A 22716-nucleotide genomic window follows, 5' to 3' on the forward strand; every position below is an offset into this window, starting at 1 on the left:
CGCCATGTCCACTCGCAGCCTGCGCCGGGGCGGCAACACCGTCGTCGCTCTGATCATTCTGATCGTCCTGCTCTTCCCGCTGTACTGGATGGTCAACATCGCCCTCCAGCCCGGCAAGGGCCTCGCCTCGACCAGCTGGATACCCACCTCGCCCGGCTGGGACAACTTCAGCCGGGCGCTGAGCAGCCAGGGCGGCTCGCTGGTGACCAGCCTCGTGGTCGCGCTCGGCGCGGTCGTGGTCTGTCTGGTGCTGGCGGCGCCCGCCGCCTACGGTCTGGCCCAGCTCGGCCTGCACGGCAGCCGCACCATGGTGTTCGGCACCCTGATCACCCAGATGGTGCCCGGCATCGTCATCGCCAACGCCCTCTACAGCGCCTACGCCGACCTGAACCTGGTCAACTCCCTGCCGGGGCTGATCATGGCCGACGCCTCGCTGGGCCTGCCGTTCTCCATCGTGCTGCTCCGGGCGTTCATGGTGTCGATCCCGAAGGAGGTCGTGGAAGCGGCCATGGTCGACGGGGCGAACCGGTTCACCGCCTTCGTCCGCATCGTGCTGCCGATGAGCCGCAACGCCCTCATCACGGCCGGGCTGTTCACGTTCCTCTTCGCCTGGTCGGACTTCATGTTCGCGCTGACCCTCAACACCACGGACGCGGTCAAGCCGATCACGCTCTCCATGTACGAGTTCATCGGCGCCCACGTGAGCGACTGGGGCGCGGTCATGGCGACGGCCGTCGTCTCCGCCATCCCCGCCGCGATCCTGCTGGTCCTGGCCCAGAAGTACGTCGCCGCCGGGATCACCGGCGGATCCATCAAGTAACCGAAGCACGACGGACGAACAGACCGGATCCGGACCAAGGTCCGGATCCGGCCCCCCATAAGAGATCCGCCCGGATTGAACCCGCCCAGACTGAACCCGAGAGGGCAGCAAGCCATGACCGCCGCTTCACCCGCTTTCCCCGTCTTCCCCCCAGGCTTCACCTTCGGTACGGCGACCGCGAGTTACCAGATCGAGGGCGCGCACGACGAGGACGGCCGCGGGCCGTCCATCTGGGACACCTTCAGTCACACCCCCGGCCGTACCCAGGGTGGTGCCACGGGCGACGTCGCGTGCGACCACTACCACCGGTACCCGGAGGACGTGGCGCTGCTGCGCGAGCTGGGAGTGGACTCGTACCGCTTCTCCGTCGCGTGGCCGCGCGTCCAGCCGCTGGGCTCGGGACCGGTCAACGAGAAGGGGCTCGACTTCTACGACCGGCTCACCGACTCGCTGCTCGACGCGGGCATCTCCCCGGCCGTCACGCTTTACCACTGGGATCTGCCGCAGGCCCTGGAGGACCGCGGCGGCTGGCGGGTCAGGGAGACCGCCGAGCACTTCGCCGAGTACACCCGCGCCGTCGTGGACCGGCTCGGTGACCGGGTCGGCCGCTGGATCACCCTCAACGAGCCTTACTGCTCGTCCTTCGTGGGGTACGCGGAGGGCCGTCACGCGCCGGGCGCGCGCGAGGGCACGGCCGCCCTGGCGACCGCTCATCACCTGCTGCTCGCCCACGGGTACGCGGTGAAGGCGCTGCGCGAGGCCGGTGCCAGGGAGATCGGCATCACCCTCAACCTCGACCGGATCGAGGCCGCTTCCTCCTCGGCCGCCGATCTGGGCGCGCTGCGCCGCGCCGAGACCCTGCACAACGAGGTGTGGACACAGCCGCTGTTCGCCGGGCGCTACCCGGAGGCGGAGGCCGAGACCTGGGGCGCGCTGGCCGACGGTTCGTACCGCCAGGACGGCGACCTCGAGATCATCGGTGCGCCGCTGGACTTCGTGGGCCTCAACTTCTACCGCCCGCTCACCGTCAAGGACGCCCCGCACACCGAGCCGGACCCGCTGCTGCGCACGGCCACCGACATCGGTGTCGTCGAGACCGACCCGTACGGCACCCGGCACACCACGATGGGCTGGCCGGTCGTCCCCGAGGCCTTCACGGACCTGCTGGTGGACCTGACCGCGCGCCACCCGGACCTGCCGCCGATCCACATCACCGAGAACGGCTCCGCCGAGGCCGACACCGTCTCCCCCGACGGCGCCGTGCACGACGCGGAGCGGGTGACGTACCTCCAGGACCATCTGCGGGCGCTGTCGGCGGCCGTCGACGCGGGCGTGGACGTACGCGGTTACTACGTCTGGTCGCTGCTCGACAACTTCGAATGGGCCCGCGGCTACGGCCAGCGCTTCGGCATCGTGCGGGTCGACTACGACACGCAGGAGCGCACGCCGAAGGACAGCTACCACTGGTTCCGCGGTCTCATCGCCTCGCACCGCGCCGACGCACCCGTACAGGAGCACTGATGAAGTTCACCGACGGCTACTGGCTGATGCGTCCCGGCGTCACCGCGCGCTACGCGACCGAGGTCGCCGACACCGTCGTCGCGGACGACCGGGTCACGCTCTACGGGACGGTCCACAAGGTCACGCGCCGGGGAGACACGCTCAACAGCCCCCTGCTGACGGTCGAGTGCTGGTCGCCGGCCGAGGGCGTGATCGGCGTCCGCTGCACGCACCACGGCGGCAGGGCCCCGCGTACCCCCGAGTTCGCGCTCGCGTCCGGCGAGGGGTCCTCAGCGACCGTGGTCCGGGACGGCTCCCACGTCACGCTCACGTCCGGTGAACTCTCCCTGGAGATCGACACCGCGGCCCCCTGGAACCTCGATTTCACCGCGGGCGGCAAGACCCTGACCTCCGTCGGCCCGCGCGGTCTCGGCTTCGCGACCGACGCGGACGACCAGCACTTCATGCTCGGGCAGCTGTCGCTCGGGGTCGGCGAGAACGTGTACGGACTGGGCGAGCGTTTCACCCCGTTCACGAAGAACGGCCAGACCGTCGACATCTGGCAGGCGGACGGCGGCACCAGCAGCGAACAGGCGTACAAGAACGTCCCGTTCCACCTCACCAACCGGGGTTACGGCGTCTTCGTCAACCACCCGGGCCAGGTGTCGTACGAGGTGGGCTCGGAGTCCGTCGGCAAGGTCCAGTTCAGTGTCGAGGACCAGTCGCTGGAGTTCTTCGTCATCCACGGCCCGACCCCGAAGGAGATCCTCACCCGCTACACCGGGCTCACCGGCCGCCCCGCGCTGCCGCCCGCCTGGTCGTTCGGCCTGTGGCTCTCCACGTCCTTCACCACCTCGTACGACGAGGCGACGGTCACCAGCTTCGTGAAGGGCATGGCGGACCGTGAGATCCCGCTGAGCGTCTTCCACTTCGACTGTTTCTGGATGCGCGAGTACCAGTGGAGCGACTTCACCTGGGACCCGGACGTCTTCCCGGATCCGGAGGGCATGCTCGCCCGGCTCAAGGAGCAGGGCCTGCGCATCTGCGTCTGGATCAACCCGTACATCGCCCAGAAGTCGCCGCTGTTCGCCGAGGGCGTGGCGGCGGGCTACCTGGTCAGGAAGCCGAACGGCGACGTCTGGCAGTGGGACCAGTGGCAGGCCGGCATGGGCCTGGTGGACTTCACCAACCCGGCGGCCCGCGAGTGGTACGCGGCGAAGCTGCGGGTGCTGCTCGGCCAGGGTGTGGACTCGTTCAAGACCGACTTCGGCGAGCGCATCCCGCTCGATGTGGAGTGGTTCGACGGCTCCGACCCGGAGCGGATGCACAACTACTACACGCAGTTGTACAACGAGACCGTCTTCGACCTGCTGGGCGAGGAGCGCGGCGAGGGCGAGGCCGTCGTCTTCGCACGCTCCGCGACCGCGGGCGGCCAGCGGCTGCCGGTGCACTGGGGCGGCGACTGCGAGTCGTCCTTCGGCGCGATGGCCGAGTCGCTGCGCGGCGGGCTGTCGCTGGGGCTGTCCGGCTTCGGCTTCTGGAGCCATGACATCGGCGGCTTCGAGGGCACACCGCCGTCCGCGGTCTTCAAGCGCTGGGTGCAGTTCGGCCTGCTGTCGTCGCACAGCAGGCTGCACGGCAGCAAGTCGTACCGTGTGCCGTGGGACTACGGCGACGAGGCGGTCGAGGTCACCCGCTCCTTCACCCGGCTCAAGAACCGGCTCATGCCGTACCTCTACCGGGCGGCGGCGCAGGCCAGGGACGCGGGTACGCCCATGATGCGCGCGATGCTGCTGGAATTCCCCGACGACCCGGCCACCCACTCGCTCGACCGGCAGTACATGCTCGGCGACGATCTGCTGGTGGCACCGGTCTTCAGCGAGGACGGCACGGTCGACTACTACGTGCCCGCCGGCACCTGGACGAACGTCCTGACGGGCGCACAGGTCTCCGGGCCGGGGTGGCAGCGCGAGACCCACGGATTCGACACCCTGCCGCTGCTGGCGCGGCCCGGCGCGGTCGTGCCGTTCGGCGCGGCGGCCGAGGCGCCCGAGTACGACTGGGCGGACGGCGTGACGCTGCGGGTGTACGCCCCGGAGGACGGCGCGCGGACCGTGACGGCCATTCCCGCGGCGGACGGCTCCACCGCTGCGGTGTTCACCACCCGGCGGACGGGCGACGAGATCGTGGTCGAGACCGAGAGCGCTCGGCCGTGGAAGGTGCTGCTCGTGGGCGCCACCGCGACCGGGGACGCCGTCGCGGACCCGCTCGGCGCCCTGTACACCTGCCCGGCCGGCACCTCCCGGCTGGCGGCGCGCCTGGCATAGCCCGTCGTCCGTACAGGCGCCCCGTCCGTTCAGGTCACCTCGTCGAATCGGTTCGATTCGTCGCGCGGGGACCGGCGGGCGGGGCGCCCGCCCGTGGTGCGCCCTCGTCCCGCCGGACGCCTCACGGGCGGTACGGCGGGACGGTGCGTACACCGGCCGGTACATCGAGGAGCCGCGCCGCCAGTTCCTCGATACGGGTGTGCCAGGCGGCCAGCGCGGCGTCCGTGTCGAAGTCCTCGGGGCCCTCCTGCGTGAGAACCAGCCGCGGGCCGTGCCCGGTGCCCGCTCCCAGCTCCCAGCAGACGGCGCCGTCCGGTGCCACCGCGTACGAGAGGGAGTGCGGCGCACGCACCTCGGTCACGGGCCCCGCCGGTGCCGTCGCCGCGGTGAACCCGTCGGGGACGGGCAGCCCCGCCACCGGTTCGACGCCCGCCGACAGCACCTCCCACACCACCTCGGCCGGCCGTACGAGCTGGCGTTCGAAGCGCACGCGTCTGCCGCCGGGGAAGGCTTCGACCACGCCCTGCCCGAGGTCGAACCGCCGTACGTAAGCCTCGTGCAGCTCGCCTTCGTCATGGCCCGCCACGACAGGGCCGCCGTCGAGCAGCGTCCCCAGCATGGTGACGCACAGCTGCCAGCCGGAGGCGAAGCTCGCCGCGCCGAAGTGGTCGCCGAAGGTGTGTTCCAGCGTCAGCAGGGACCCGTCGCCGTGAGGGGCGATGGCCCAGCTCAGGTGCTGGTCCCCCCAGGTGAAGGCGAAGAGGCGGGGCCTGTCGGCGTCCGTGACGATCCCCGTCATGACGGGACCGCTGTCACCGGGGAAGCGGAAGCCCATCGCGCCGCCCGGTTCGAGGGTCAGTTCGACCTCGGAGGGAAACCACCGCGCGAGGGAGACCGGGTCCGTGAGGGCGGCCCAGACCTTCTCCGGAGGATGAGCGAGTTCGCGCTCCATGCGCAGCGTGGTGCGCCCGTCGCCGGTGCTCAGGGTGTCGGGGTGTTCCTGGTGCGGGGTGGTGTTCATGAGGGGTCGTCCTCCATCGCGTCGAGGTGGCGTTCGAGCGCGTCGAGAGCGCCGGACCACAGATGCCGGCAGGGGAGCCGGGCGTCGAGTTCCGCGAGGGGCTCGGACGCAGCTCGTACCAGCGGCGCTGAGCATCCTGCCGCACCGGGACGGGCCGGGCCTCGCGCAGCACGCGCGGATGCCTCGAAGTGCCCGGCTGGCTCAGTCCCGGGCGCTCCGTCAGCTCACCGGACTGGTGGGGCCGGTCGAGGAGCAGGGCCTCCGTCGCCGCTGGGATTCCTCGAGTACGTCGAACGAGCGAGATTGGTTCGAACGCATTTCGCCAGTCATATGACCGCGCAGGTGTGTGCGCGGACACGGCCACCAGCGGCATGGTTATGGGTGGATCATGAACGCCTTGTCCCGGGAAGGGAATTTCAGCCACAGACGGCAGGGAAGCGCCCGGACTCTGGCTGGAACCGAGTCGTGACAGCGCGTCAACTGGGCATAGATAGTTGTAAGTTGGGGCGATCCAAGATCGGCCACCCTGCTCTCCCGGACCTCGCCCCGGCACCGCACACCGTACCTGTAAGGAATGCGGCCGCCGCCGGTCGGCCTCCGCAGAACGGCGCAAGGAGAGCGGCCGTGCATGACGAGTTTCTTTGCCACGTCACCGCGTACGGAGTCTGCGGTGGAGAGCGCGTCGGCGTGCCCCTGGGCACCTATCGCGCCCCTACCCTGGCCCTCGCCCTGTGGTGGCTGCGCGACCGCGCGACCTGGATCGCGGAGCGCCTCGATCCCAGCCCCGACAGCGAGCACTTCCCCGCCGAGGCGCTCGCTCCGGTGGCGGGGCACGTACCGGACGTACCGCAGACGCTCCGGATCTGGCGCGACGACGCGGCGCATCAGGAAATGGTCGCGGAGCATCTGGCGGCGGGGCGTCTCATCCGCGTCGCCACCCGCGACGAGACCACCGAATACGAACTGCTCGCGGAATCGGTGGACGCGCTGCGCATGGACCGGGCGCTTCCGGTTCTTCTCGCCCCGGCCTCGGCGCCGGAGGCGTACCGCGGGGAGCGTCCTCATGCCGCGTACGGCGACACCTTGCAACTGGGCCGATTACACGCGGCGTTCAGAGAGACCGGTACATGACGTGCACCCCGACGTAGCCTTTCGCGGGGTGATGGAACCCTTCGGGCACCGTGCCGATCACGTCGAAGCCGACCGAGCGGTACAGTGCCACCGCGTGCTCGTTGGTCTCCACGACGGCGTTGAACTGCATCCCGCGGAAGCCCGCCGCCCGGGCCCACGCGACGGTGTGCTCGCACAGCGCGCGGCCCACTCCGCGGCCCTCGTACGCGGGATCGACCATATAGCTGGCGCTCGCGACATGCGCGGCGTTGCCCGGCTGATTTCTGTTCATCTTCGCCGTGCCGAGCACCGTGCCCATGTCATCGACGGCGACGACGGTACGGTTCGGCGCCGCAAGCAGCCACCAGTCGCGGGCCTCCGCCATGCCGAGGTCCACGGGGTACGGGAAGGTCTCCCCCGCCGCGACGACGGTGTGGAAGAACGGCCAGATGGCGGGCCAGTCGTCCGCGGTGGCTTCTCTGATCAGCACGGGCACAGCCTGGCGGCCGGCACCGGCCGGCCGCCACCGGTTTTCAGGGGGTGGGCAGCCGCGCACGTCCCCCGGCCTGCCGAAGAGGCTCGCCCGCCTCGTACAGACTCCTGAGAACCTGGCGGTAGGAACCGATCAGGCCGGTCTCCAGATAGCCGACGTTCAGCGCCCGGCAGTAGTCGCGCACGATGGGCTGCGCCTTGCGCAGATGCGGGGTCGGCATGCTCGGGAAGAGGTGGTGCTCGATCTGGTAGTTCAGCCCGCCGAGCGCGAGGTCCGTGAACCAGCCGCCGCGCACATTGCGGGAGGTGAGCACCTGGCGCCGCAGGAAGTCGGGCCGGTCGTCGCCGACCAGCGTGGGCATGCCCTTGTGGTTGGGCGCGAAGATCGAGCCGAGGTAGATGCCGAACAGGCACTGGTGGACGGCGAGGAAAGCGATCGCCTTGCCGGGGGGCAGGACCACGAACAGCGCGCTCAGGTAGAGAGCGAAGTGCGCGAAGAGCAGAAAGCCCTCGTTCCTGCGCTGCTTCAGCGAACGGTCGGCCAGCGCCCGTACGCCCGCGACATGGAGATTGAAACCTTCGAGCGCGAGCAGCGGGAAGAACAGGTAGGCCTGAGCGCCGCCGATGACCCGGGCGACCCCCTTGGCCTTGCGCGCCTGGTTGCTGCTCCAGACGAGGACGTCGGGATTGACGTCCGGGTCGAGCTCCTCGTGGTTCGGGTTGGCGTGGTGGCGTGAGTGCTTGTCCTGCCACCAGCCGTAGCCCATGCCGATACCGAGGTTCCCCGCGATCCGGCCGGTCCACGCACTGGCCCTGCGCAGCCGGAACACCTGACGATGGCCGACGTCATGGGCGACGAGGGCCACTTGGCCGAACACCACGGCGAGGAAGGCCGCGACCGCGAGCGTCCACCAGCTGTCTCCGACGACGGCGAAGGCCGTCCAGGCGAATCCGTACAGCCCGGCGATGAGCGAGATCCGTACCGTGTAGTACCAAGGACGCCGTCGCATCAGACCGGCTGCCATGATCTGCCGGGACAGGCCCGCGAAATCGCTGCCGGCCCCGCGCCGCGGTTCCGCCACCGCGGTCTCGCCAAGGGTGTGAGTGGGCATTCAGCCAGCCTTTCGGTTCGGTCACGACTGCCTTGTGCCGGCTGCGGTGACTGCCCGGCAGGGTGGCTGGTGAGCCATGGGAGGAAAGCGGTTTTGTACTGCGGCAGCGGCTCGTGCGAGAGCTGGAGAGCTTCGGAAAAAGACGCTGCCTGATCACCCTGTTCAAGGCCCTTCCGCCGCTTGTTCGGGGAGCAGCGGGAAGCCGAGGTCGTGGGCGCCTCGTTTTTCAGTGTAACCGGACGGCGGGTGCACCAGGCGTAAGAACATTTAAGTTGCAGGCGCGGGCCAATTACTACGTCACTCCGTCGCTGCGTGCAGGTCGCGAAATATGGGGTACAAGCAGACAGACGGCATCAGAAAACGTTTGACACCACCAAAGAGCGAGAGGCGAATCACCCGTGTTCGAGGCTGACGACATTCGGGAGTGGCGGGACCACGACGTGGTGGACGCCGACAAGAAGAAGATCGGCTCGCTGGAGGCCGTCTACGTCGACACCGCAACGGACGCGCCGGTGTTCGCCACGGTCACCGTGGGGATGCCGACCAGGCGGCGGCTGGTGTTCGTCCCGCTGACCGATGCCACGGTCGGCCCCGGCTATCTGAAGGTTCTCTGGGACAAGAAACTGGCCAGGAACGCTCCGTCGATCGATGTCGACGGAGAATTGCCCGCCGAGGACGAACCGCAAATCTTTTCGCACTACGGACTGGCATACAGCACGGGAGCCGCCGGAGAGCGACGGCTCGCCCGCCGCTGAAGCACAGGGAAACGACACCGCGAGAATCACGAGAACACGAACACGGCGGTGCGATTCTCTCCCCGCACGCCGCGTTTCGCCTTCCCCCGCGAACGGTCGAATTTTCATGCGGCTCGGTCGAATTTTTGGCCGTGCACGTTATTCCCCCTTGATTTCCACCCTTCTCCGGCACATTCCGGTTCACCGGAACATTCCGGCGGGCGACCCGAGCCCGGGAAGAAGACTGGGGCCGGGGAAGGCTGACCGTTCCCCGGGACGGGCCGTCCCGGAGGCCGCCGGCGAGAACGCGGGAGGGCAGCCGGTCAGAGCCAGCCGTTGCGGCGGAAGACCCGGTGGATGCCGAAGCAGGCGACCGCGATGACGCTCAGGACGAAGGGATAGCCGTAGGTCCACCGCAGCTCGGGCATGTGCTCGAAGTTCATTCCGTAGACACCGCAGACCATGGTGGGTACGGCGATGACGGCGGCCCACGCGGTGATCTTGCGCATGTCCTCGTTCTGCGCGACGGTCACCTGCGCGAGATGTGCCTGGAGGATCGAGTCGAGCAGATTGTCGAACCCTGCTATCTGCTCGGTGACCCGCGCCAAGTGGTCCGTCACGTCCCGGAAGTACTTCTGAATCTCGGGACCGAGCAGCCGGCTCGGCTCCGCGGCGAGTTTGCGCAACGGGCGGTCCAGGGGAGACACCGCGCGCTTCAACTCCAGCAGTTCCCGCTTGAGCTGGTATATCCGGCCCGCCTCCGCCCGCCCGGGACGCTCGGAGAACACGGCGGTCTCGACCGCGTCCATGTCGTCCTGAAGGGCGTCGGTGACGCCGAGGTAGTCGTCGACCATGCGGTCGGCGATGGCGTGCAGCACGGCGGCCGGGCCTTTGGCCAGGCTCTCCGGATCCGCCTCCAGGGTCTCGCGCAGCGGGCCGAGCGAGCCGTGACTGCCGTGGCGGACGGTGATCACGAAGTCCCGCCCGGTGAACACCATCAGCTCACCGGTGTCCACCACCTCGCTGGTCGCGGTCAGTTCCGTGTGCTCGACGTAGCTGACGGTCTTGAAGACCGCGAACAGCGTCCCGTCGTACAGCTCCGCCTTCGGCCGCTGATGTGCGGTGACGGCGTCCTCGACGGCCAGCCGGTGCAGGGCGAACAGTTCGGCGACCCCGGCGAACTCCTCCTGGCTCGGCTCGTGCAGCCCGATCCAGACGAAACCGCTGTCCGCCGCCCGCACCCGGCGCAGCGCCTCGTCCGCCGGGCAGTCACCCGACTGCCGCTCGCCGTCCTCGTAGATCACGCAGTTGACCACCGAGCTGCCGAGCGGGGAGCGCGCCGGGTGACTCAGATCCACGGTGCGGCGATAGGCCCTGCGCATGGTTCTGCGGAGATTGCGGATCATGGACACGGCGTCTCCTTCGGCGGGTCGGCGGCCAGTGTGGCACGGCTCCCGCGCAGGCGGTCAGCGGGTCTCACGGGGCGTCAGCCACACTTGCCCGGCGGGCCCTTCAGCGGGTCCGGCGTCCGCTGGGGTAGAAGTCGACCCATGACCCGGAAGCCCGAAACTGCGTCCGAACCCCCACACCTGACACGGCGCCTCTACCGCAGGCTCGAGGGATCTCCCGCGGGGATCATCTGGAGCCGCGGCTCCGAGATGGAGCTGATGCACCGGGCCATGGGCTTCGCCGCGCTCGGCTTCCTGACCCTGGTGCCGCTGCTGATCCTGGTCGCCGCGGCCGACCCGGCGAGCGGGCAGGGCTTCGCCCGCTGGCTGGGCCAGGGGCTCGGGGTGTCGTCGTCCTCGGAGGCGGAGATCCAGGACCTGTTCGGCAGGCCGGGGCAGGCGTTGCAGCGCACGACGGCCTTCGGCCTCGCCGCCCTCGCGGTCTTCGGTCTGTCCTTCGGATCCGCCGTGCAGACCGGCTACGAACGGGTCTGGGAGCTGTCGACCGCCCGCTGGCACACCATGTGGCGGCATGTCGTCTGGCTCGCGGTACTCGTCCTCTACCTCGTCGTCTTCGTGAACACGCCGGTCGCCAACCAGCCCGCGGTCGTCGCCACGTTCGGCGCACTGGGCGATGTGCTCAGCACGTTCCTGTTCTTCTGGTGGTCGCAGCGGATGCTGCTCGGCGGCCGGATCCGCTGGCGGCCGCTGCTGCCGGGCGCTGTCGCGATCACGCTGGGACTGATCGGTCTGCGGGTGTTCTCCCGGCTCGTCTTCTCCCCGCTGATCGCCTCGAACGCCGTCACGTACGGCCCGTTCGGCACGGTCCTGGTCATTCAGTCCTGGCTCGTGGGCGTCGGCTTCGTGGTGTACGGCGGCGCGGTGGTGGGACGCCTGTGGCACGAGCGGCGCACGCATCGGCGGCTGCGCCGTGCGGGCGTTCCCGGGGCCTGACAGCGTGGGACAGCACAGCGAAGGGCGGCGCCGCCGGCCTGTGAGCCGATGACGCCGCCCGCCGCGGATCCGCGGGATCAGCCGCTGTCAGCAGCTGAGGTTGCCGCCCGGGTCGACGCCCAGGATCTGCGCGAAGCTGGTGTAGCTGTCGATACGGCTCTGCACCTGGCCGGGGTTGCCGCCGTTGCATTCGATGCTGCCGTTGATGCTGCGGATGGTCTCACCGAAGCCCGCGCTGTTCACCATGGCGTCGTGCGGGGTCATCGTGCCGGGCCCGCTCTGGGTGTTCCAGTACCAGAGGCCGGTCTTCCAGGCCACGGCCGAATCGGTCTGGACGAGGTCGGGGCTGTTCAGCAGGTCGATGCCCAGCGCGTCGCCCGCGGCCTTGTAATTGAAGTTCCAGCTGAGCTGGATGGGACCGCGCCCGTAGTACTTGTCCGTACCCGCCGGGCAGCCGTAGGACTGGGAGGCGTCGCAATAATTCGGGTAGTTGGCGGTGTTCTGCTCCACGACGTAGACGAGGCCGCCGGTCTCATGACTGACGTTCGCCAGGAACGCCGCGGCCTCCTGCTTGCGCACCGTGTCGCTTCCCGTGCCGCTGAATCCCGGGTACGCGTCGAGCGCGGCCGTCAGGCCGTCGTAGCTGTAGAACGAGTTCCTGCCCGGGAACATCTGGTCGAACTGGGCCTCGCTGACGATGAAGTCGGCCGCGGGCGCCGCCGCGCCGGCCGGCGCGGCGGTCGACGCCGGCGCGAGGGAGAGCGTGAGGAACGCGACGGCTGCGGCCGCCGCGGTGAAGAGTCCGAGGATGCGCTGACGCACGTGGCCACTCCTTGGATCGGGCAGCCGGGAAGGCAGCCGCCCTTCATATGTGGGGGGAGTTCAAGCGTGGGGGAAGTTCGAGCACACCGGCCGGCGCGGGTGAGCCCCTGCGTGGGGGTGGTTCAGGGGCTAACCCGGCGCGCGGACCGATGAAGCAGCGCCAGGCCGCGTCCTGGAGACACGACCTGAGCGCCGTCTCAGCCGATGTTCACGTCGACGCAGGTGTAGAACGCGTTCGCCGTGTCCGCGATATTCCACACCGCCAGGACCTTCTGCTGGCCCCTGAGACCGCCGAAGTCCACCGTGTGGGTGACAGTCGCACCCGGCTTCGCGCCGTTGTCGTTGAATTCGGCGATCTTCTGTCCGCCGACGAAGTACTCCCAGGTGCTGGTGGCATGCTGGGCCGTCAGCGTCCACTGGAAGTCCGTGGTGCTGTTGACGGGCGTCACCGCCCAGCCCTTGGAGTCGTCGTCGAGGTCGGAGAACCGGGCGACGCCCCCACTGCAGCTCGTGAGCCCCTTGGGCCCTTCGACACTCTGCGGTTCGTAGGTGATGTCACCGCAACTGACGGTTCCGGCGGCGCACTGGGCCTGCCGGCTCGGAGGGTTGGAGACATATCCGTGGGCACTCGCCGAACTCGCCGGGAGGCTCAGGGCGAGCACCGGGGCGAGAAGTGCGCCGACGACGGCGGCCGTCTTCCTTTTCGTGTGCATGGGAACTCCTTCACATCAGGTCTTCCTGCGCACAACGGGCCCATGGGGGAACCCGGTTGGGCAGCAGGCCGGCCTCTCGAGTGTGGGGCCAAGAGGCGCGAAGGGCGGCGGCACCGACCACCTGCGGAACCGGCGGAAGCCGCTTGCCGGCAGAGGTCTTTACCACTTGGCCTAGACCATACAGGTCGACGTGTTCGCGTCAAGAGTGTGGAACGAAGGGCATGCCGGACACCGCACGGTCCGGCCACTCCCCCGCGGGGTGCGCGGGCGCGAGCGGGCGCCGGGTGGCGGTCCACCCGGCATCCCGTCCGGCACAGCGAGGTGGACCGAAGACCCGCACGGCCCGGTGCGGGCCCGCGTGCCCGCGGGCCTCGTACTGTGGTGCTCATGATCGATCGCGACAGCCACGGGCTGCGTCTCGGCTATCCGGTGGCGGCGGTGGTCTTCGCCGTCGGCATGCTCGGCACGACGCTGCCGACCCCGCTGTACGGGCTCTACCGGCAGCAGATCGGCTTCTCGGAGCTGATGGTGACCATCGTGTTCGCCGTCTACGCCCTCGGTGTGATCGCCGTACTGCTGCTGGCGGGCAACTTCTCGGACGAGTCCGGCCGCCGTCCCGTGCTGTTGTGCGCGCTGGGCCTGTCCGTGGCCAGCGCGCTGTGCTTCCTCTTCGAGGGCGGTCTGCCGGCGCTGTTCGCCGGCCGGCTGCTGTCGGGGTTCGCGGCCGGTCTCTTCAGCGGCGCCGCCACGGCCACCGTGATGGAGCTGGCCCCTCCGGGCCGCGAGGCACGCGCGGCGTTCGCCGCCACCGCCGCGAACATGGGCGGTCTCGGCTGCGGCCCGCTGCTGTCCGGACTGCTCGCCCAGTACGCGCCCTGGCCGCTCAAGCTGTCGTTCCTGGTGGATCTCACACTGGTGGCGGTGGCCTCCGTGCTCACCTGGTATCTGCCGGAGACCGTCAGGCACCCGCAGCGGCGACCGAAGCTCCACCCGCAGGGTCTGAAGGTGCCGCCACAGGTGCGCGGGGTGTTCGTGCCGGCCGCGCTCGCCGGGTTCGCAGGGTTCGCGCTGCTGGGTCTGTTCACCTCCGTGGCACCGAGCTTCGTGGCCCAGACCCTGCACGTGAGCAATCTCGCGGTGTCCGGCGCGGTGGTCTTCTCGGTCTTCGTGGGCTCCACCGCCGGGCAGGCGCTGATGGGACGTCTGGGCGTACGCAGGGCTCTGCCGGCCGGCTGCCTGGTGCTGGTGGCCGGCCTGCTGCTGGTCGCCGCCTCTCTCGCCTTCGAATCGCTGGCGCTGCTGGTGGTGGGGGCGGTGTGCGGCGGGCTCGGCCAGGGGCTCGCCTTCCGCGCCGCCATCTCCAGCATCGGGGCCGCCGCCCCGCCGGAGCAGCGGGGCGGCACGATCTCCACGTTCTTCGTCGTCGCCTACATCGGCATCTCCGTACCGGTCGTCGGCGTGGGCGCGCTGACACTCGCGCTGGGACTGCGCGGCGCCGGGCTGGTCTTCACCGGATGCGTGGTGATCCTCGCCGTGTGCGCCGGCCTGTATCAGCTGCGCCGGCCTCCGGCGGAGAGCTGACGCCAGGTCGGGGACGCCATCGTGCTACGAACCGGTCCAGCCGCCGTCGGGGCTGCGCGCGGGCCGCGAGGACACGAACACGTCCTGCGTTTCGAGCACGTCGCCGTGGCGGTCGCGTCCGGAGACCGTGATGGCCACGTTCTGGGTCCCCGCCGTGCCGAATCCGGCCACCCGTACGCCGTCGCATCCCGGGATGCCGAACAGCGGAAGCTCCGTGGGCTTCTCCGCACCGAAGGTGACGAGCAGCCGCGCGACGGACGGAGCCGCACGGACCACCAGACCGGTGAAGTCGTCGCTCCTCCCCCAGGACAGGCTGAGCAAACGATTCTCCTCCAGTGCGGGGCCGCCCATCCCGGCACCGAACACCCGCACGCCTTCCCTGGTGACCATGAGGAACGTCATGACTTGGTCCGGCGAGACGGCCAGAGCCGTGATTTCCCACTCCTCCCCGCCGGTGAACGTCCCTCTGCCCACAATCTCCTCACGCCGCATGTGCCCCCCAATGAGAATCCCGGTGATGTCGTCCACGCTCCGCGGCGCCGCCGAGCTTCGTGAGAAGTATGCGCGCCGGGGCCGGAGCGGCGCCGGGCAGGGCCGTGCGCACGGTGGTGGACACCCCGCACCGGCGAGCCCACGATGGAAAGCCCCACATACTGAGGAGTCGTTCACATGCATAGACGGCACCTGCTCGCCGGCGGCGTGGCGCTCGGCGCGAGCGCGACCGTTCTGCCCGCCCCGACCGGGAGCGCGACGGGCGCGCCCCGCAGCGCCGCGTCCGTACCCACCGCACCCTCCTCCGCACTCCCGTCCAGGGACGTGATCATCAGCGTGCTGCGCCGCGTCGCCGACCAGTGGATCGGCGCGCACACGGACCCGGGCGACAACCTGTGGGCCAACGCGACCTTCTTCAGCGGTCTGCTCGCGCTCCAGCGGCTGACCGGCGACACCGGTTACCTCCGCTACGCCCGCGGCTGGGCGGAGAAGCACAACTACGGACTCAGCGGCGGAGTCACCACCCGGCATGCCGACAACCACTGCGCGGGACAGGCCTATCTGGACCTGTACGAGGCGGAGCCCGACGAGCAGAAGCTCACCGCGATCGAGGACTCGCTGCACCGCATGACCTACACCGATCAGCCGGCCAGGAACGACGACTGGTGGTGGGACGACGCACTGCACATGGCGATGCCGCCGTTCGCCCGGATCGGCGCGCTGCGTGAGGACCCCGCGTACTGGGACAAGCTCTACCGTCTCTACACCCACACCAAGCACACGGAGGGCGGTCCCGGCCTGTACGACGCCGGCACCGGCCTCTGGTACCGCGACGCGAACTTCCTGCCCGGCGCGATCGTCTCCCCCGGCGGCAAGCCGGTGTTCTGGTCGCGCGGCAACGGCTGGGTGACTGCGGGGCACACCAAGACGCTCAAGGCGCTGCCCGGCAGCGAGCGGCATGTCGCCGAATACCGGGACACACTGGTCCAGTTGCTGAAGGCCGCGGCAGAGGTGCAGCGGGCGGACGGCTTCTGGAACGTCAACCTCGGCGACGCGGCGCACCTCCCGGGGCCGGAGACCAGCGGAACCGTCTTCTTCACGTACGGCCTCGCGTACGCCATCGGCGCCGGGCTGATCGGCGGCGCGGAGTATCTGCCGGTGGCGGCCCGCGCCTGGAACGGCCTGGTGGCGAGCGCCGTTCATCCCGACGGGGCCCTCGGCTACGTACAGAAGGTCGGTGACCGGCCGGAGTCGAGTCAGCCCGTCACGTACGACAGCACCGCGGACTTCGGCGTGGGCGGCTTCCTGCTCGCGGGAACGGAACTGGCCACACTGGTTTCCTGAGGCATGCCCTCTCCGGGAGCGTGGCCGCTTTCCCCGGGAGCGGGGCCGGCCCAGCGCCACACTCCCGGGGGGAGCCGGCGGGGCTTGACTCGGCGATCATCGTGAGATCTCCTCGTGAAGGCCATCGTCGCAGCCCAGTGACGACGTCTTCAGGTGGAAGGTACCGGTATGTCCACTCCGTTTTCCTCGGCCCTGTCTCATCTGGAGTGTTCCAGGACCGGCGTCGAAAGCGATCCGGACATCGTGCGGGGAACGTCGGACGCGGGCACTCCGCTGCTCGCCCGCTACGACCTCGAACGGGTCAGGGCCACCGTCACCCGTGAGGAGATCGCGAGCCGCGCACCGGACCTCTGGCGCTACCGCGAGCTGCTTCCGGTGCGCGAGGAGCGCCATGTGGTCACCCTCGGCGAGGGCATGACACCGCTGCTCGACCTGCCGCGCCACGGCGCGAGCCTGGGGGTACCCGGGCTGCGGATGAAGGACGAAGGGCTGGTCCCGACCGGTACGTTCAAGGCGCGCGGCGCCGCCGTCGGCGTGTCCCGCGCGGCCGAACTCGGCGTCACCGGCATCGCCATGCCCACCAACGGCAACGCGGGCGCCGCCTGGTCGGTGTACGCCGCACGCGCGGGGATGCGCAGCCTGATCGCCATGCCGGTCGACGCCCCGGAGATCACCCGTACCGAATGTGTGGTGGCGGGAGCCGAGTTGTATCTGGTGGACGGTCTGATCGGGGACGCGGGCAGGCTGATCGCCGCCGCGGTCGCCGAACGGGACGGCTACCAGGAGGTCTCCACACTCAAGGAGCCCTACCGGCTCGAAGGCAAGAAGACGATGGGGTACGAGATCGTCGAACAGCTCGGCTGGCGGGCGCCCGATGTCATCCTGTACCCGACCGGCGGCGGTGTCGGGATCATCGGCATCTACAAGGCACTGCTGGAGATGCGTGAACTGGGCTGGCTCATCGGTGACTTGCCGCGTCTGGTCGCGGTGCAGGCAGCGGGCTGTGCCCCGATCGTGGAGGCGTACGAGCGGGGTGAGCGGGAGAGTGTGCCTTTCCCCGGTTCCCGTACGGTCGCCTTCGGAATCACCGTGCCCAAGGCGCTGGGCGACTTCCTCGTGCTGGACGCCGTACGGGAGACCGGCGGCACCGCGATCACCGTGACCGACGAGGAACTGCTCTCCGCGCAGGAGGCGTTGGCCCGCAGCGAGGGCATGTTCATCTGTCCGGAGGGCGCGGCCTGTTTCGCGGCGGTGGAGCAACTTCGCGGCTCCGGCTGGCTGCGCGGCGACGAGAACGTGGTCGTGCTCAACACCGGCGCCGGACTCAAGTACCCCGAGACGGTGCCCGTCGACGTACCGACCCTGCCGGTGGACGGGCGTATCCCGGCCGCGCCACAGCCGCGGTGAGTGGCCGGGAAACGGACACGCCGACCGGCCGGGGAACACACTCCTCGGCATGATCTTCGTGCGGACGAGCCTGTTCGTGCTTCCGGTGGCGGTGTTGTGGGCAGCCGTCTTCGCGGTGTTCTGCTTCGCCGGCATTCCCTTCGGGCCGGGTGTTCCGACCCGTATCTCCCCGTGAAAATCGTCAGTTGGGCGGCAGGCAGTTGAGCAGTGGAGGCGGGCGGATGGGGCAGCGGCGGGCGGCTGGATCCGGGGCGGAGTCGACGGCGGTCCGCTGGCGGCGTGACATCCACCGGCATCCGGAGACCGGGTTCACCGAGTTCCGCACCGCCAGTTTGACAGCCGGGCGGCTGGCGGACCTCGGCTGGGAGGTGCGTACCGGACGCGACGCGATCTCCCAGGACCACCGGCTCGGCGTACCGGACGCGGCCGAACTCGACGCGGCATACCGGCGTGCCGCCGGCTCGGGCGCGGACGAGCGGTATCTGCCGTCGCTGCGCGGCGGCAACACCGCCGTGGTCGCGACGCTGCACGGCCCGCGCCCCGGCCCCGCCGTCGGTCTGCGGGCCGACATCGACGCGCTGCCGATCGTGGAGTCGCGGGACGGTTCCCACCTCCCGGAGCGTGCGGGCTTCCGCTCGGTCCACGACGGGGTGATGCACGCCTGCGGTCACGACGGCCACATCGGCATGGCGGTCGAACTCGCCGAACGGCTCACCGCCCGGCCGCCGTCGGCGGGTTCGGTGACGCTGTTCTTCCAGCCGGCGGAGGAAGGCGGCCGAGGCGCGCGCGCCATGGTCCCCACCGGTGTGGCAGACGGCATCGACCTGCTCGTGGCCGTCCATCTCGGTCTCGGTCTGCCGACCGGCACCATGGCTTCGTCACTGGACGGTCTGCTGGCCAACTCCAAGCTCAGAGCGGTCTTCCGGGGCGTCTCCTCCCATGCCTCGCTCGCCCCGCACGAGGGCCGCAACGCGCTGCTCGGCGCTGCGGCGGCCACACTCGCGGTGCACGGGCTCCCCCGGATCCCCGGTCACGAGACGCGGGTCGCGGTCGGCAGGATCTCCGGCGGCACGTCGAGCAACATCGTGCCCGATCGCGCCGAAGTCCTGCTGGAGACCCGGGCCGACGAGGGCGCGGTCAACGAGGACCTGGAGGCCAGGGCGCGGACGGCGCTGCGCGGAGCCGCCGAGATGTACGGCCTGACCGTCGACATCGAGCTGATCGGCGGCGTCACCACGGCGCGCGCCGACCGTCCGGCCGTCGAGCTGGTGGAGGCGTCGGCGGCGGCGCTCGGGCTGCGGCCGGTGACGGCGTCGGCGGAGAACGGGGTGGCCAGCGACGACGCCACCGCCTTCATGCGCCGTGTTCAGGAAGGCGGTGGCAGCGCGAGTTATGTGGGGCTCGGGGCCTCGCTCGCGGCGCCGCACCACACACCGCGCTTCGACTTCGACGAGGCGGCGCTGCCGCTCGGTGTGGGGCTGCTCGAAGAGATCGTGCGCGGCGCGGCGCGTTCCCCGGCCGTCCGCGACCGGATCAGGGAGTAAGGGTCCGCAGCGGTGTGCCCGCCCGGTGGGCGGCGATGTTCTCCACCGCCTGGCGGTAGAAGATCCGGTACGTCTCCTCGGTGACGTAACCGATGTGCGGGGTCAGCACCGTGCGCGGCGCCGTACGGAGCGGATCGCCGGCCGGCAGGGGCTCCACGTCATAGACATCGAGTCCCGCGCCGGCGATGCGCTCTTCGCGCAGCGCGTCGACGAGTGCGGCGGTGTCGACGAGCGGGCCGCGCGAGGTGTTGACGAGGTAGGCGGTGGGCTTCATCCAGGACAGTTCCCGGCGGCCGATCAGCCCCGTGCTGCGTTCGCTGAGCTTGTAGTGCACGGTCACGATGTCGGCCTCGCTGAACAGGTCGTGTTTGCTGACCGGTTCGGCCCCGAGTCCCCTGGCGTGCCCGGAGTCGAGGTTGCTGCTCCAGGCGAGTACGCGCATGCCGAAGGCGTTGCCGATCGCGGCGACCCGCGCACCGAGCCGGCCGAGGCCCACGACACCGAGCGTGCGGCCGCCGAGATCGCCGCCGATGGTGTGCTGCCACCGCCCTTCGCGCATCCCGGCCGCCTCGGCGGGGAGGTGCCGTACGAGGGACAGGATGAGCCCCCAGGTCAGTTCGGGCGTCGCGTGAGCCGCCCCGTCCGTGCCGCAGACGGTGACTCCGTGGCGGTGCGCGGCTGCCAGGTCGATCGCGGCGTTGGCCATACCGGTAGTGACCAACAGCCGCAGATCCGGGAGCCGTTCGAACCGCTCGGCGGTGAACGGGGTGCGTTCACGCATCGCCACGATCACGTCATGGCCTCGCAGGGTCTCGGCCAGTGTGTCGGTGTCAGCGATGTGTTCCGGCAGGAACGTGACATCGGCACCGAGCCCCTGCCAGTCGGCGAAGCGGTGGGCGGCCTGCTGGTAATCGTCCAAGACGGCGACGCGCACGAGCGGTCCTTCCTGCGGGATCCATGGCCGTCCGCCCGGCCGCGGACGGCGTCTCGGATCTTAGTGGTTCCTCCGGCAGAGGCCGGTGTTGATCCCGTGCGTGTGAACGGTCCGCCCGGCCCGCGCGTGACCGGGCCGGGCGGCTCTCACCAGGCGGCCGGCTGATGGTAGAAGTTCGGCCGGGCCCGCAGATCCGTGTACGTCCTCCGGTAGACCGGTGTGGTGCAGGCGGACAGCGGTGGTGTGATCCACTCCTTGTCCGCGGACAGCGCGTACCCACTGCTCTGCTCGCGCGCCTCGTGGGTGACGAACTGCCGGGTCACCGTGTGGTGATCGACCAGGTGCACGCCGGCGCGCCGGAAGGAGTGCAGAACGGCCCGGTTCAGCTCGACCAGCGCGCGGTCCTTCCACAGGGTGTCGTCCCGTGAGGTGTCGAGCCGCATACGGGCCGCGACGCGCGGGAGCACGTCGTAGCGGTCGTGGTCGGCCAGGTTGCGCGCCCCGATCTCGTAGCCGACGTACCAGCCGCTGAACGGGCAGGCGGGGTAGTCCACTCCGCCGATCTCCATGCGCATGTCAGAGATCGCGGGGACGGCGTGCCAGCGCAGACACAGCTCCGCGAACCAGTCGAACTCCGGGTGCGTGAGCGGCACTTCGAGGACGGCGTCGGCGGGAAGGTCGAACCAGCGCGGGCGTTCACCGGGCATCCGCACGATCAGCGGCAGTACGTCGAACGCGCCGCCCGGTCCCGGCCATCCCAGCGCCTGGGCGGTTTCGGTCAGTCTGATGTGCAGCGGGTCACCCCTGACCGTGCCGTCCGGCAGGCGGTAACCGGCGTACCGGATCAGCTGGGTGTTCCAGATCCGGATCTCCCCGCCGTCCGGGCGCCGTGGGGCGAAGACGGTGATGACGGGTCTGAGGATCCCGCCGTTCGTCGCCGTGCGCAAATGCTCGACGCACGCCTCGAACACCTCCTCGGCGGTGGTGACTTCACGCCTGTCGATCACGCGCAGCGCTTTCCAGTGCAGCCGGCCCACGCACCGGGCGTGATTGCGCCAGGCCAGCTTTGCGCCCCGCTCCAGCTCCTCGCGGGTGTGGTGGTACGCGCCGGTGGCCCGGATCTCGGATTCCGCCTCGGCGAGACGCGCCGCGCGCTCGCGGTCGGTGAGCCAGTCGGCTCCGAGGAGGAAGGTGCGGGCCTCGGCGGCGTCCACGTACGTCTCAGTCATCCAGGTGGACCCGGAAGCGGACGTGATCGCCGTCCAGCGTGATCTCGGCCTGTCCCCCGGCTCCCTCGTAGACGCCCGTACCGCCCACGACGGCGGACCGGCCCACGTACGGGCCCGGGCCGAACCTGTCGATCATGCCGCTCAGCGCGAGCGTGCCGTCATGGGCGCGCAGCACCCGCTGGCACTGGGTGATCGCGCCCCGGGCCGTGACAGCCACGGCACCGCAGCGGGCGCTGCCGTCGCCGATGACACGGCCCGCCCTGCCGCCGTGGCTCTCGTGCAGTCGCAGGTACGTCACCCACTGGTCGCCCAGCCGGACGTGGTGCGGCTCGGTGTCCGCCTCCTTCTCCGCGACCCACGTCACCACCTTGGTCTCGTCCGTATCCGCGGGCGCGACAGCGCGGGGCAGGACGAAGCCGGCGGCTGCCAGCACGGCTGCGGCGGCAGCGGTGAGACCCGTGACCGGGCGGCGTGAGCGCACAGCGAACACGAAAACCTCCAGGGTTGTGGAGCAGGGGTTGCGGCGAGGACCGCGCATACGAAAGAAACCGGCCTTCCGGTGACGGAACACCCGGAAGGCCTGCGTGCATCACAACTCCTGAATGTCCGCCGGGACAGGCGTTCAGCCTCGGCCTTCACCCGAACGGCCCAGAGAGTCGCCCGCCAGGGGTGGTCCACCGCACGGAGATCCGGCAGGCGGGGACTGCGCGACCGTGAGCTTTTCCCGCCAGAAAGGCAGGAGTTTGTGAAGCTCCGTCAAGAAATTGCACGACGTCATCTTGTCGATGCATTGTCATGTCCCTAGGTTGTCGGGCGAGCGACCGGCCGGGACGCCGGTCGCTCCTCCCACCCGCAGTTCAGCCGATTGCGAGGAACCCCCGTGAGCCTCTCCAGACGGACCGTCATCGCGTCCGCGCTCGCCGGCACAGCCACCGTCGCACTGCCCGGCCTCACCCCGGCGTCCGCCGCACCGGCCGCCCCGCAGCCTTCGTCGGCCGCGCCCACGGCGTCACCGGCCGGTGATGTGGTCGGCAAGGTCACCGTGGGCTATCAGGGCTGGTTCGCCTGCAAGGGCGACGGCGCGCCCATCAACAGCTGGTGGCACTGGAGCCAGAACGCCGGCCAGCCCCCG

Annotated in this window: 20 protein-coding genes and 2 pseudogenes; 12 read left to right on the top strand and 10 right to left on the bottom strand. The window is 70.1% G+C overall.

The window, feature by feature from the left end; all coding sequences use genetic code 11:
• Positions 1-4 precede the first annotated feature (4 nt).
• The 3 genes from ACIP6N_RS28550 (at position 5) to yicI (ending at position 4647) form a co-directional block, all read left to right on the top strand.
• On the top strand, positions 5-820 hold the full coding sequence (locus tag ACIP6N_RS28550; RefSeq protein ID WP_401820338.1) for a carbohydrate ABC transporter permease: 816 nt from the start codon (positions 5-7) through the stop codon (positions 818-820).
• A 114-nt stretch (positions 821-934) separates the two neighbouring features.
• On the top strand, positions 935-2341 hold the full coding sequence (locus ACIP6N_RS28555) for a GH1 family beta-glucosidase (RefSeq protein ID WP_401820341.1): 1407 nt from the start codon (positions 935-937) through the stop codon (positions 2339-2341).
• A complete protein-coding gene (gene yicI / locus ACIP6N_RS28560) occupies positions 2341-4647 on the top strand; it encodes an alpha-xylosidase (RefSeq protein WP_401820344.1) in 2307 nt (768 codons plus the stop codon). Before ACIP6N_RS28555 ends, yicI begins: the two co-directional genes overlap by 1 nt.
• 121 nt (positions 4648-4768) lie before the next feature.
• On the opposite strand, the gene ACIP6N_RS28565 is transcribed toward yicI, so the two are convergent.
• Positions 4769-5668 (bottom strand): SRPBCC family protein, encoded by a 900-nt coding sequence (locus ACIP6N_RS28565; RefSeq protein ID WP_401820347.1) that lies wholly within the window; start codon positions 5666-5668, stop codon positions 4769-4771.
• 624 nt (positions 5669-6292) lie between these two features.
• Between ACIP6N_RS28565 and ACIP6N_RS28570 the strand changes: the two are divergent.
• A pseudogene (locus ACIP6N_RS28570) lies at positions 6293-6700 on the top strand (hypothetical protein); the annotation flags it as partial.
• Positions 6701-6779: 79 nt separating this feature from the next.
• Here ACIP6N_RS28570 and ACIP6N_RS28575 read toward each other — a convergent pair.
• Positions 6780-7268, bottom strand: a complete 489-nt coding sequence (locus ACIP6N_RS28575; protein WP_401820349.1) for a GNAT family N-acetyltransferase — start codon at positions 7266-7268, stop codon at positions 6780-6782.
• A 43-nt stretch (positions 7269-7311) separates the two neighbouring features.
• Positions 7312-8382, bottom strand: a complete 1071-nt coding sequence (locus tag ACIP6N_RS28580; protein ID WP_401820352.1) for a fatty acid desaturase family protein — start codon at positions 8380-8382, stop codon at positions 7312-7314.
• A 398-nt stretch (positions 8383-8780) separates the two neighbouring features.
• Between ACIP6N_RS28580 and ACIP6N_RS28585 the strand changes: the two genes are divergently transcribed.
• Positions 8781-9137 carry a PRC-barrel domain-containing protein gene (locus tag ACIP6N_RS28585; protein WP_401820354.1) on the top strand — a complete coding sequence of 119 codons (357 nt, stop codon included), beginning with the start codon at positions 8781-8783 and terminating at the stop codon, positions 9135-9137.
• A gap of 302 nt (positions 9138-9439) precedes the next feature.
• Here ACIP6N_RS28585 and ACIP6N_RS28590 read toward each other — a convergent pair whose 3' ends face one another.
• Positions 9440-10522, bottom strand: a complete 1083-nt coding sequence (locus tag ACIP6N_RS28590; protein ID WP_401820357.1) for a magnesium and cobalt transport protein CorA — start codon at positions 10520-10522, stop codon at positions 9440-9442.
• A 144-nt stretch (positions 10523-10666) separates the two neighbouring features.
• On the opposite strand from ACIP6N_RS28590, the gene ACIP6N_RS28595 reads away from it, so the two are divergent.
• Positions 10667-11518 (top strand): YhjD/YihY/BrkB family envelope integrity protein, encoded by an 852-nt coding sequence (locus ACIP6N_RS28595; protein ID WP_401820359.1) that lies wholly within the window; start codon positions 10667-10669, stop codon positions 11516-11518.
• A gap of 87 nt (positions 11519-11605) precedes the next feature.
• On the opposite strand, the gene ACIP6N_RS28600 is transcribed toward ACIP6N_RS28595, so the two are convergent.
• Together ACIP6N_RS28600 and ACIP6N_RS28605 are read right to left on the bottom strand one after the other, a co-directional pair.
• The gene (locus tag ACIP6N_RS28600) at positions 11606-12340 is read right to left on the bottom strand and encodes a chitinase (protein WP_401820361.1); all 735 of its coding nucleotides are present in this window, start codon (positions 12338-12340) and stop codon (positions 11606-11608) included.
• A gap of 197 nt (positions 12341-12537) precedes the next feature.
• A complete protein-coding gene (locus tag ACIP6N_RS28605) occupies positions 12538-13053 on the bottom strand; it encodes a lytic polysaccharide monooxygenase auxiliary activity family 9 protein (RefSeq protein WP_401820364.1) in 516 nt (171 codons plus the stop codon).
• Between the two features lie 387 nt (positions 13054-13440).
• Between ACIP6N_RS28605 and ACIP6N_RS28610 the strand changes: the two genes are divergently transcribed.
• The gene (locus ACIP6N_RS28610) at positions 13441-14634 is read left to right on the top strand and encodes an MFS transporter (RefSeq protein WP_401820366.1); all 1194 of its coding nucleotides are present in this window, start codon (positions 13441-13443) and stop codon (positions 14632-14634) included.
• A gap of 24 nt (positions 14635-14658) precedes the next feature.
• Here ACIP6N_RS28610 and ACIP6N_RS28615 read toward each other — a convergent pair whose 3' ends face one another.
• The gene (locus ACIP6N_RS28615; RefSeq protein ID WP_401820369.1) at positions 14659-15108 is read right to left on the bottom strand and encodes a hypothetical protein; all 450 of its coding nucleotides are present in this window, start codon (positions 15106-15108) and stop codon (positions 14659-14661) included.
• Between the two features lie 195 nt (positions 15109-15303).
• On the opposite strand from ACIP6N_RS28615, the gene ACIP6N_RS28620 reads away from it, so the two are divergent.
• The 4 genes from ACIP6N_RS28620 to ACIP6N_RS28635 all read left to right on the top strand — a co-directional run bounded on the left by ACIP6N_RS28620 (position 15304) and on the right by ACIP6N_RS28635 (position 19421).
• A complete protein-coding gene (locus tag ACIP6N_RS28620; RefSeq protein WP_401820370.1) occupies positions 15304-16470 on the top strand; it encodes a glycoside hydrolase family 88 protein in 1167 nt (388 codons plus the stop codon).
• Between the two features lie 168 nt (positions 16471-16638).
• Positions 16639-17877 carry a threonine synthase gene (locus ACIP6N_RS28625; RefSeq protein ID WP_401820372.1) on the top strand — a complete coding sequence of 413 codons (1239 nt, stop codon included), beginning with the start codon at positions 16639-16641 and terminating at the stop codon, positions 17875-17877.
• A 49-nt stretch (positions 17878-17926) separates the two neighbouring features.
• Positions 17927-18052 carry a hypothetical protein gene (locus tag ACIP6N_RS28630; protein ID WP_401820374.1) on the top strand — a complete coding sequence of 42 codons (126 nt, stop codon included), beginning with the start codon at positions 17927-17929 and terminating at the stop codon, positions 18050-18052.
• A gap of 46 nt (positions 18053-18098) precedes the next feature.
• The gene (locus tag ACIP6N_RS28635; protein WP_401820377.1) at positions 18099-19421 is read left to right on the top strand and encodes an amidohydrolase; all 1323 of its coding nucleotides are present in this window, start codon (positions 18099-18101) and stop codon (positions 19419-19421) included.
• On the opposite strand, the gene ACIP6N_RS28640 is transcribed toward ACIP6N_RS28635, so the two are convergent.
• From ACIP6N_RS28640 to ACIP6N_RS28650, 3 genes are all read right to left on the bottom strand, one after another.
• On the bottom strand, positions 19411-20355 hold the full coding sequence (locus tag ACIP6N_RS28640) for a D-2-hydroxyacid dehydrogenase family protein (protein WP_401820380.1): 945 nt from the start codon (positions 20353-20355) through the stop codon (positions 19411-19413). The two genes, ACIP6N_RS28635 and ACIP6N_RS28640, sit on opposite strands and share 11 nt — an antisense overlap.
• 146 nt (positions 20356-20501) lie before the next feature.
• A complete protein-coding gene (locus ACIP6N_RS28645) occupies positions 20502-21584 on the bottom strand; it encodes a nitric oxide synthase oxygenase (RefSeq protein WP_401820382.1) in 1083 nt (360 codons plus the stop codon).
• Positions 21577-22074, bottom strand: a complete 498-nt coding sequence (locus ACIP6N_RS28650) for a hypothetical protein (RefSeq protein ID WP_401820384.1) — start codon at positions 22072-22074, stop codon at positions 21577-21579. The genes ACIP6N_RS28645 and ACIP6N_RS28650 overlap by 8 nt, the downstream gene beginning before the upstream one ends.
• Positions 22075-22464: 390 nt before the next feature.
• On the opposite strand from ACIP6N_RS28650, the pseudogene ACIP6N_RS28655 reads away from it, so the two are divergent.
• Positions 22465-22716: pseudogene (locus ACIP6N_RS28655) on the top strand (xylosidase); the annotation flags it as partial.

This window comes from Streptomyces sp. NPDC088725, from assembly GCF_044751305.1.
Lineage (GTDB): Bacteria > Actinomycetota > Actinomycetes > Streptomycetales > Streptomycetaceae > Streptomyces.